10 protein-coding genes are annotated in these 10,400 nt (G+C 69.2%); 1 reads left to right on the top strand and 9 read right to left on the bottom strand.

Annotated features, from left to right (window positions below):
• Window positions 1-1,146, top strand: a 1,146-nt coding sequence (locus FW784_RS09265) for an ABC transporter permease (protein ID WP_149353063.1), incomplete at its 5' end; no start/stop codon positions are given.
• 9 nt (window positions 1,147-1,155) lie between these two features.
• Here the strand turns inward: FW784_RS09265 and yedA are convergent.
• The 9 genes from yedA to FW784_RS09310 all read right to left on the bottom strand — a co-directional run.
• Window positions 1,156-2,088, bottom strand: a complete 933-nt coding sequence (gene yedA, locus FW784_RS09270) for a drug/metabolite exporter YedA (protein WP_149353064.1) — start codon at window positions 2,086-2,088, stop codon at window positions 1,156-1,158.
• Between the two features lie 86 nt (window positions 2,089-2,174).
• Window positions 2,175-2,993: a methylated-DNA--[protein]-cysteine S-methyltransferase gene (locus FW784_RS09275; RefSeq protein ID WP_235893633.1), complete on the bottom strand. Its 819-nt coding sequence runs from the start codon at window positions 2,991-2,993 to the stop codon at window positions 2,175-2,177.
• 58 nt (window positions 2,994-3,051) lie between these two features.
• The gene (locus tag FW784_RS09280) at window positions 3,052-5,220 is read right to left on the bottom strand and encodes a carboxy terminal-processing peptidase (RefSeq protein ID WP_149353066.1); all 2,169 of its coding nucleotides are present in this window, start codon (window positions 5,218-5,220) and stop codon (window positions 3,052-3,054) included.
• Between the two features lie 294 nt (window positions 5,221-5,514).
• On the bottom strand, window positions 5,515-6,525 hold the full coding sequence (lipA, locus tag FW784_RS09285) for a lipoyl synthase (protein WP_149353067.1): 1,011 nt from the start codon (window positions 6,523-6,525) through the stop codon (window positions 5,515-5,517).
• Between the two features lie 325 nt (window positions 6,526-6,850).
• Window positions 6,851-7,543 (bottom strand): lipoyl(octanoyl) transferase LipB, encoded by a 693-nt coding sequence (gene lipB / locus FW784_RS09290; RefSeq protein ID WP_425481623.1) that lies wholly within the window; start codon window positions 7,541-7,543, stop codon window positions 6,851-6,853.
• On the bottom strand, window positions 7,540-7,818 hold the full coding sequence (locus tag FW784_RS09295) for a DUF493 family protein (RefSeq protein WP_149353069.1): 279 nt from the start codon (window positions 7,816-7,818) through the stop codon (window positions 7,540-7,542). The genes lipB and FW784_RS09295 overlap by 4 nt, the downstream gene beginning before the upstream one ends.
• 269 nt (window positions 7,819-8,087) lie before the next feature.
• Window positions 8,088-8,378 (bottom strand): hypothetical protein, encoded by a 291-nt coding sequence (locus FW784_RS09300; RefSeq protein WP_149353070.1) that lies wholly within the window; start codon window positions 8,376-8,378, stop codon window positions 8,088-8,090.
• A 457-nt stretch (window positions 8,379-8,835) separates the two neighbouring features.
• Entirely contained in the window at window positions 8,836-10,044 is a 1,209-nt protein-coding gene (locus FW784_RS09305; protein WP_149353071.1) for a D-alanyl-D-alanine carboxypeptidase family protein, read from the bottom strand.
• 106 nt (window positions 10,045-10,150) lie between these two features.
• The coding region (locus FW784_RS09310) for an SPOR domain-containing protein (RefSeq protein WP_149353072.1) at window positions 10,151-10,400 on the bottom strand (250 nt) is incomplete at its 5' end.

Consider the following 10,400-nt stretch of genomic DNA (forward strand, 5'->3'; position numbering starts at 1 on the left):
GTCGGCATCGCGGGCCTGCCGCAGCGGCTGGGCGCTTCGTCGGTGGTCGTGGTCGGCATCGCCGGCGTGGTCGGCGTGCTGGTCGCGATGCTGGCGATGGGCGAGGGCTTTCGGACCACGCTTGCGGGCACGGGTGGCAACGACACCGCGATCGTGCTGCGCGGCGGTTCGCAGGCCGAGACCAACTCGGTGATAACTCGTGACCAGGTGCCGCTGCTCGGTTCGCTCGACGGCATCGCACGCGGTGCCGACGGTCGCGCGCTGCTGTCGGCGGAGCTGTCGCAGGTGGTGAACCTGCCCACGCTGGCCGATGGCACCGATGCGAACGTGCAGTTCCGCGGCGTCGGTCCGTCGGCATGGGCGTTGCGGCCGAAGCTCAAGATCGTGGAAGGCCGGCGCTTCAATCCGGGCCTGCGCGAGATCGTGGTCGGTCGCGGCGCGCAGCGGCAGTTCAAGGGCCTCGAGGTTGGACACACGCTCAAGCTCGCGAACCAGGCGTGGACGGTGGTCGGCGTCTTCGAATCCGGCGACTCGCACGATTCCGAGCTCTGGACCGATGTCGACGTGCTCGGGCCCGCGTACCAGCGACAGGCGTTCCAGTCGGTCACGGTCAAGCTCGACGGCGCGCGCGGGTTCCGTCGGCTGAAGGCGGCGCTCGCGGCGGATCCGCGCCTCAAGCTCGACGTCATGACCACGCACGACTACTACGCCAAGCAGTCCGAGCGGCTCGCCACGCTGCTGAGCATCCTGGGCAAGGTGATCGGCGCGATCATGGCGCTCGGCGCGATCTTCGGCGCGCTCAATTCCATGTACGCCGCAGTGTCGGGCCGCGCGCGCGAGATCGCGACGATGCGCGCGATCGGCTTCCGCGGACTGCCCGTCGTGACCGCGGTGATGCTGGAAACCATGCTGCTCGCGTTCCTCGGCGGCATCCTCGGCGCCGGCATCGCATGGCTCGTGTTCAACGGCCACTCCGTGTCGACGCTCGGCAACAACTTCAGCCAGGTCGTGTTCCAGTTCCGCGTCTCGCCGGCACTGCTGTGGACCGGCCTGAAATGGGCGCTCGCCATCGGGCTGGTCGGCGGCCTGTTCCCGGCGCTGCGGGCGGCACGCATGGAAGTGACGGATGCGTTGCGCGCGCAGTAGGGATATCGATTACGCCGGCGGCTCACTCGCGGCCGCCGGCAGCTCGACCCGCTTCGCTCCGGCTGCCTTGGACAGCGTGATGATCACCACGCCGACCAGGATCACCGCCATCGCGCCCACCGTCTGCAGGGTGAAATGCTCGCCGCCGAGCAGTGCGCCGAACACGACCGCGAGCGGCGGATTCACGTAGGCATAGCTCGTTGCCAGCGCCGGCCGCACGTGGTGCAGCAGCCAGATGTAGGCGGTGAAGCCGAAGATCGATCCGGCCACGACGAGATAGAGCATCGCCAGCGTCGACGACAGGCTCGGTATCGCGACGAAATGCTCGCGGTGCAGCAACGCGGCGAGCAACATCCACGCGCTGCCCATCAGCATCTGCCCGCTGGCGGACATGAAGGGCGTCGGCAGGTCCTGGTCGCGGCTCCACATCGAGCCCCAGGCCCACGCGACCGGCGCGATCGAGAGGCAGACCAGCCCGAGGGTCGACGAACGCAGCTCGCTGCCCGCGTTGAGCCAGACCACGCCAAGAAAGCCGACGACCAGCCCGATCCACTCGATGCGCGACGGATGCCGGCCGCGCAGCATCGCGAACAGGCCCGCGAACAGCGGCATCGACGCCACGGCGATCGCGGCGAGCCCGGACCCGACCTGCGTCTCGGCGAGGTTCACCAGCCCGTTCGACAGCAGCACCATGAACAGCGAAAGCACGAACAGCGTGCGCCATTGCCGCCGCGTCGGCGCGGGCACGCCGCGCATGCGCAGCACCACGAACATCAGCGCGCCGGCGATGAACATGCGCGCCGCGCCCAGGTAGAACGGTGGCCAGCCGTGCAGCGCGAAGCGGATCGCGAGATAGGTCGAGCCCCACAACACGTACAGCGAGCCAAGGGCGCAGGCGACGGCGAGCGGTGAGGGCGCGCGGGGCGCGATCGAGGAGCTCATCGGATTCCGGGGGGCGGCGGCGCTGTCGCGCCAGTCGACAAGCCTAGCGGACGGCGCGGTGCTGACGCGCCTGTCGAGCGCAACGCTCAGGCCCGCTCGCGCTCCAGCAGCACCTGCTTGAGCGGCAGCCCCCAGCGATAGCCCCCCAGCGAACCGTCGCCGCGCACGACGCGGTGGCAGGGCACCACGATCGCGAGCCGGTTCGTCGCGCACGCCCGTGCCACCGCACGCGCGCCGCGCGGTGCGCCGAGCTCGCTGGCAAGGCCCGCGTAGCTGCGCGTCTCGCCCTTCGGAATGCGCATCAGCGCATCCCAAACACGCCGCTGGAACGCGGTCCCGATCAGGTCGAGTTCGACGTCCGACGCGTGCCCGGCGAGCGCATAGGAGACCGCGTGAAGGCGCGGCGCAAGAAACTCGTCGCGGCCTTCGTCGACGCGTTCAAGCGCGGCATTCGGAAATTCGCGACGCAAGCCGGCTTCGAGCGACGCTTCGTCATCGCCGAGCTCGATCGCGCACAACCCGCGCGCCGTGGCAGCAACGAGCGCGCGCCCCAGCACCGTGTCGATCACCGACCAGCGCACGACCTCGCCCGCGCCGCCGCGTCGGTACTGCGACGGCGCCATGCCCAGCCGCGCCGCGCCGGACTCGTACACGCGCGAGGGCGAGCCGTAGCCGGCTTCGTAGATCGCGCTGGTGACGTCGCTGCCATCGCGCAACGCCTGCTTCAGGCGACCCAACTTGCGCTGCGCCAGGTAGTCCGCCGGGCTCAGGCCGAAGCGCGCAGTGAAGCGGCGTTGCAGATGCGATGCGCTCAAGCCAACGGCGGTGGCGAGTTGCGCGAGCGTCGGCTCACCTTCGTCGAGCAGGCGGCGCGCGCGGTCGAGCTTGGTGGTGGCGTCGGTCATGGTCCCAAACATAACGGGCGCCCGTAGGCGCCCGCTATCCGTTCCTTGTTGCGCGGCGTCAGTCGGCCCAGTGGCCCGGGCTGCGCGCGGTCGGCAGCACCTTCGCCGACAGCTGGTGATCCGCGTTGAGCAGGCCGACCGCATCGCCGAGGATCGTCGCCGCTTCGCGCAGCAACGGATCCGGACGCTTCTCGGCCAGCTTGTCGCGCTGCAGGTCCTGCGCGATGTTGCGCTCGCTGGCCTGCAGCCCGTCGTCGTTGTCGTCGGCGAGCGGGTCGAGTGCGAGGCCCAGCTTGGCGCGCTCGGCCTGGCGCTGCTTGCGCTTGGCCTCTTCCTCGTCGCGCTCGCCGCGACGCACCGCCTCGTTCAGCGAGATCGACTTGTCGGCGCGCTCCTTGCGGAACTGCTCGACGTCCTGCGTCCACCAGCGGAACTCGGGATCGGCGGCGATGCGCTGCGCGTGGTGCTGCTCGAGCGTCGGCAGGATCGGGCTGAAGTTGCCGTACGCGGTGTGCGGCACCGCGGCGATCCGTGCCCACGGCAACGCGTTGTCGTAGGTGCTCTCGCCGAATTCCGTGGCGTCGACCGACGTCGGGAACGCGATGTCGGGCACGACGCCCTTGTGCTGCGTCGAACTGCCGCTGACGCGGAAGAACTGCTGCACGGTGAGCTTGACCTGGCCGAAGCGCGCGGCTTCGTTCGCCGGCCAGCGGTCGAGGTCGAGCAGCGTCTGCACGGTGCCCTTGCCGAACGTGGTCTCGCCGATGATCAGGCCGCGGCCGTAGTCCTGGATCGCGCCCGCGAAGATCTCGGACGCCGACGCCGAACCGCGGTTGGTCAGCACTGCAAGCGGGCCTTCCCACGCGATCTGCTTGTCGTCGTCGCCGTTGACGGTGACGCGGCCGCCGGACTCGCGCACCTGCACCACCGGGCCCTGGTCGATGAACAGGCCGGTGAGTTCGATCGCTTCGTCGAGCGAGCCGCCACCGTTGTTGCGAAGGTCCAGCACCACGCCGTCGACGTGCTGAGCGCGCAGCGTGGTCAGCAGTTTCGCGACGTCACGCGTGGCGGACGCGAAGTCCTTGTCACCGCGACGACGTGCGTCGAAGTCCTGGTAGAACGCTGGCAGCTTGATCACGCCGATCTTCTGCGCAGGCTTGCCGTTCGAGGCAGGCACGTCGATGGTCTCGGCCTTCGCGGCCTGGTCTTCCAGACGCACGCGATCGCGCACGATGTTCACGCGCACGGGCTTGGCATCGAGCGCCGCTTCGGCCGGAACGATGTCCAAGCGCACGGTGGTGCCCTTGGTGCCGCGGATCTTCGCGACCACGTCGTCGATGCGCCATCCGACCACGTCTTCCATCGCGCCGTTCGTACCCTGTCCGACCGCGACCACGCGGTCACCCGGCTTCACGCGACCGGTCTTCGAAGCCGGGCCACCTGGCACGATCTCGCGGATGGCGACGATGTCGTCCTGCTTCTGCAGCACCGCGCCGATGCCCTCCAGCGTGTTCGACATCGTCAGGTTGAAGTTGTCGGCGCTGCGCGGGGTGAAGTAATCGGTATGCGGGTCGACCGCGTTCGCGTACGAGTTGAGGAAGGACTGGAACACGTCCTCGCCCTTGAGCTCGCCGATGCTCTCCACGAGGTTCGCGTAGCGCTTGTCGAGCGTCTTGCGGATTTCATCAGGCTTCTTGCCGGCGAGTTCGAGGCGCAGCCAATCGTTGCGCACCGATTCCTTCCACTGCGCGTTGAGCGCGGCGTCGTCGGCCTCCCATGGCAGGTCCTTGCGGTCGAAGCGGTAGGTGTCGTTGCCGTTGAACGTGAAGATGTCCTGCTTGAGCAGGTCGCGCGCGTACTGGGCGCGTGCCAGCGCACGCTGGCGGTAGGCCGCGAAAATGGCGTACGCCGGGCTCAGGTCGCCGCTTTTGATCGCGTCGTCGAGCGAGGTCTTGTACGTGTCGAACTTCGCGATGTCCTGCGCGGTGAAGAACTGCTTGTTCGGATCGAGCGCATCGAGATAGCGCTTGTAGATGTCCGCGCTGAGCGCGTCGTCGAGAGCGCGGGGCCGGTAGGCGTAGCGGCTGTCGGACAGCAGGCCGTAGACCAGCTTGGCCGCGGTGGCCTGGTCCTGCGTCGGGGCGTTGGGGATTGCGCCGTCGGTACGCGCGAGCAGCGCGAGCGGAGCGGCGAGCAGGAGGGCGAGCAGGGGAGTCTTGAGCTTCATCGGATCCTGGCGGTGGGGTCGCCAATCAAGTCCGGCGGATCGCCGGGAAGTAGCACGGTGGAGTCGGATCAGACCGCAGCCCAGTGCCGAAAGTTGCAGGGCCTCCTGCATCTGAACGCGGCGGGAGGTTCAGCGCAAGCGCGGCGCGTCGCCCGTCGTCCTCGATTCAGCTGGGAGTGCGGACACCGTCACCCAGCGGCTGGCTCGGGCCGGCCGACTATGCGCCCGCCGGGCGCGCCGCGCCGTGACCGGGCGTGATGCGGCGCCGTCGTCGACGAGGGCCTTCGCCGGGCCTCAGGCCGTCTGGACGACGCCCGCTTCGGCCGCCGAGCGGTCGGCGTGGTAGGACGAGCGCACCAGCGGGCCGGACGCCACGTGCGAAAAGCCCAGCGCGTACCCGAAATCCTCCAGCTGCTTGAACTCGTCGGGCGTCCAGTAGCGCATCACCGGGTGGTGGTGCGGCGTGGGCTGCAGGTACTGGCCAATCGTGACCATGTCGACATCGTGCGCGCGCAGGTCGCGCAGCGTGGCCTCGACCTGCTCCATCGTCTCGCCCAGGCCGAGCATTACGCCCGATTTCGTCGTCACGTCCGGATGCTGGGCCTTGAAGCGCTGCAGCAGCGTCAGCGACCACTGGTAATCGGCGCCGGGGCGCACGTTCGGATACAGGTCCGGCACCGTCTCGATGTTGTGGTTGAAGACGTCCGGCGGGCAGGTCGCGAGGATGTCGAGCGCGCGGTCCATGCGGCCCTTGCCGCGGAAATCCGGCGTCAGCACTTCGATCTTGGTGCGCGGTGCGTGCGTGCGGATCTCGCGGATGCAGTCGACGAAATGCTGGGCGCCTCCGTCGCGCAGGTCGTCGCGGTCGACGCTGGTGACCACCACGTAGCGCAGGCCCATGTCGGCGACCGTCTGCGCGAGCTTGAGCGGCTCGCCGGCATCCGGCGGCTTGGGCCGGCCGTGGGCGACGTCGCAGAAGCTGCAGCGGCGCGTGCAGACCTCGCCGAGGATCATGAAGGTCGCGGTGCCGTGGCCGAAGCACTCGTGGATGTTCGGGCAGCTGGCCTCCTCGCACACGGTCACGAGGCGGTTCTCGCGCAGCTTGGCCTTGAGGTTGGCGACCGCGTTGCCCGACGGAATGCGCACGCGGATCCACGACGGCTTGCGCAGCACCGGCGCGTCCTCGAACTTCACCGGGCTGCGCGCGATCTTGTCGCCGCCGAGCTGCTTGACGCCTTCGGTGAGCGGCGCGGGCGCGGCGTCGATGACGGCAAGGGGAATGCTGCGCGGGGCGGACTCGGTCATGGCGGCGGCCGTTGGAGGGGCGGACCGGCTTGCACCGGGCCTGCATTGTCCCGCGCCCGGGCGGCGAACGCCAAAACGGGACGGGAACGGTGACGGGATGCGGCTGCAACGCACGGGGCGTGCCCGGCGAAGGTGGGGCTTTCGTAGAGTCGTCCGGATGCACCAGGCTAGGCAGAGCCGACGGCCTGTCGCGCGGGTTCGGCCGCTGCGGGCGCGCGCCGGGTTCGGGAAGGCGTCGGATCCGCAGGCGTGTGCGACCGCTGTGTGCGACGCCCGTTTGGCGGCCGTGCCCGTTTGACGCGCTCTCCCCGTGGGTCGGAACCCTTCAGCGGATGCCGACAGGCGCGACGGCGCTCGTCGTGATCGACAACCCGAACTGCTCCGCGACGTGCGCGACCAGTGCAGGCTTGACGGCATCGAGCCCCGACGGCCCTCCGAGGTCGGCCATGCTGGTCACCTGCAGGCCGGCATAGCCGCAGGGGTTGATCCGGTGGAACGGCGACAGGTCCATCGCGATGTTGAAGGCGAGCCCGTGGAAGGTGCAGCCGCGGCGCACGCGGATGCCGAGCGCGCCGATCTTGGCGTCATTGACGTAGACGCCGGGCGCGCCGTCGCGGCGAACGGCGAGGATGTTCCAGTCGGCGAGCGTGTCGATCATCGCCTGCTCGATGCGGCAGACGTAGTCCTTCACCCCGACCTTGAGCCGGCGCAGGTCGAGCAGCGGGTAAAGCACGATCTGCCCGGGGCCGTGGTAGGTCACCTGGCCGCCGCGGTCGACGTGGATCACGGGGATGTCGCCGGGCATCAGCACGTGCTCGGGCTTTCCGGCCTGGCCCAGGGTGAACACCGGATCGTGCTCGACCAGCCAGAGCTCGTCGGGCGTGGCCTCGTCACGGGAGTCGGTGAAAGCCTGCATGGCGCGCCAGACCGGTTCGTAGGGCTGGCGGCCGAGGTCCCGAAGCACGGCGTTCGGTCCACCGGCGGCAATCGGCGCGGACGCGATGGCGCAGTCGCTCAGAGAGTCCACTTCACGTCCGGATGCTCGCGCAGTGCGGCGTGGGCGCGCACATGGTCGTCGCGGTTCTGGGCACGGAACCGGATGCGCACCGAGACGAACTTGCCGCTCGACGACGCCTTCCAGCTGACGTCTTCGTGGATGACGTCGACGCCGGCTTCCATCAGCAGCTTCGGCAGGCTGGCCTCGAGCCCGGCTTCGGCGGGGCCCATCGCGGAAAGCTCGAATTCGCCCGGGAACTGGTACCCGTGCGCCGGATTGTCGGAATGGATGTCCATGCACCGATTATGGGGCTGGACATCCGTTCCTCAACCTCAGTGCGAGGAGGCGTCCTGACGCGTGTCGGCGGCAGCGCGTGAGTCCCGCAGCTACTTTTCACTGATGGCCTTCCGCGACGCGGCCGATCCCGCGTCGGCGGCGGCCGTCATGCGCTGGCCGGCAGTGAGGCAGACCTGTTGCGGCGCGTCCAAATAGAGGGCGCGGACCATCGTGTAGCCGACGACGTCGCGTCGAACCGCCGGGTTCCGTCAGCGACCGACGCTTCGGCTCAGTTGCCGCGCTGGGCCGCCGAGATCGAGGCGCGCGCCGCCTCCGTGGAGGCGTCGATTTCCTCCCGGGTGCGGCACACGCGCTTGGCGCGATTGCTACCGAGTTCACGCTCGAGCTTGCACAACTTGCGCTGGCCGGTGTCGGCGACTTTCGGCTCGGCGCCGGGCGCGGGTTCGGCTTGGCTCGTAGAGGCGGTGGGCGCTTCGGCGGACGCCGAGGCGGTCGAATCGACGGCCTGCGCCTGGGCGGCGCCGGCAGCGAGCACGAGGGCGAACAACATCATCTTCATGCGGAAACCCTGCGGAAATCGAATGGATACAGTGGCATTTTCCCTGGCCTACCTGCGCGCACCGGACGTCGGTGCAGGGGCGTGGGTTCATGCAGCGACGGCGACGGAGAGTGCCGCAAACCGCGTGCCCTGTCGTGTGCCTGGGTGCGCCAGCGGCCGGACGAGGTCCGCAGATCGAGCGATTTCCGGTCGAGCGCCCAGTCCGGAGGCGGGTCTCGCCCCGTTTCACGCCACACGCAGCGCCGACGACTGCGTTCCGTATTGCCGAAGCCGTGCTTGACCGGTCCCATGACGCACGTCCGGGCGCCAGCGAAGCTCCCTTCCGGGCACGCGCCCGTTCGAAACGAGGTGGTCCGGCGCGTCGGACGTGGCCGCCTCGATTCCGGCGAAAAGTCGGGGCTAGAACGAAAAAGCCGGCGCGAGGCCGGCGTTCGTCATCATCCGACTTCGTGGGGGCTCAGCTGTTCCACCACATCAGCAACTCGTCCCACAGGCGCTTGAAGAACCCGCCCTGGTCAATCGCATCAAGCGCGACCAGCGGGCGCTCGGCCAGGACCTTGCCGCCCAGCATGACCCTCACCATGCCGATCTTCTGGCCCTTCGCGATGGGCGCCACCAGCGACTTCGGCACGTCCATCACCGGCTTGAGCTGCTGGTAGCGGCCGCGCGGCAGCGTGACCAGCATCGGCTCGGCAAGTCCGAGGCGCACTTCGTTCTGCGCGCCCTTCCACACCTTCATCTTCGCGACCTGCTTGCCGGCGTCGAACAGCTTGTGCGTCTCGAAGAAGCGGAAGCCCCAGTTGAGCAGCGCCTGCGAGTCGTCGACGCGCAGCGGTTCGCTGGGTTCGCCCATCACCACCGAGATCAGGCGCTGGTCGCCGCGCTGCGCCGATGCCATCAGGCAGAAGCCGGCGGTGGCGGTGTGGCCGGTCTTGATGCCGTCGACCGACGGATCGCGCCACAGCAGCCGGTTGCGGTTGGTCTGCGTGATCGGGCCGACCGTGTATTCCTTGATCTTGTTGAGCGAATACGACTCGGGGTAATCGTGGATGAGCGCGCGGCCGAGCAGGGCCAGGTCGTGCGCGGTGGTGTAGTGGCCCTCGGCAGGCAGGCCGTCGGGATTCATCCAGTGCGTGTGCTTCAGCCCGATGCGCTTCGCGTACGCATTCATCAGCGACGCGAACGCGTCCTCGCTGCCGGCGATGTGCTCAGCGAGCGCGATGGCGGCGTCGTTGCCCGACTGCACCACCATGCCCTTTTCCATTTCGATCAGCGGCGCGGTCTTGTTGACCTCGAAGCCGGAGTACGAGCCTTCGGTGCCGGCGCCGCCCTTGCGCCAGGCGTTCTCCGTCATCATGACCGGGTCGTCGCGCTTGACCTTGCCGGCCTTCAGCTCGGCGGCGACGACGTAGCTCGTCATCACCTTGGTGATGCTCGCCGGCTCGACCTGCGTGTCGTAGTTCTGGCCCGCGAGGATGTTTCCGCTCGCGTAGTCGATCACCACCCAGGCCTTGGCCTGCACCAGCGGCGGCGGCGGGATCGGCAATTCGTCGACGGCCGGCGGCGGCTGGTTGTTCGGCGCGGGGCCGGTCTGCGCCACGGCAAGGCCGAGCGTCAGGGTAAGGCCGGCGGCCAGCAGGCCTTTGAGCGGGGCGGGGAACTTCATGGGTGACGTGCTCCGGGCCGGCGCGTGCCGGCGTTCGATCGGAAAGGCGGTACGGCGGACGGACATTCTGGACGTCGCCGGCCGCGCATGAAACCGGCTGGCGCGATCAGTCGCGCACGCGTTGCGTCGAGGCGAAGCCTAGACCGCGCAGGCGGGCGGCGAGTTCCGCCTCGTTGCCGGCCGGCAACGGTCCGACCCGCAGGCGCCAGATCGGCTGGCCATTGGCGATCGCATCCAGCAGGCGGGCCTCGGCGATGCCGGCGCCGCGCAGCGTGGCGAGCGCGCGGTCGGCGTTGTCGCGCGTGGAAAAGCTGGCGATCTGCAGGGTCACCGCGTCGGTGGGTGTCGCCGCCGCG

The organism is Cognatilysobacter lacus (genome assembly GCF_008274655.1).
In the GTDB taxonomy this organism is placed as follows: Bacteria; Pseudomonadota; Gammaproteobacteria; order Xanthomonadales; family Xanthomonadaceae; genus Cognatilysobacter; species Cognatilysobacter lacus.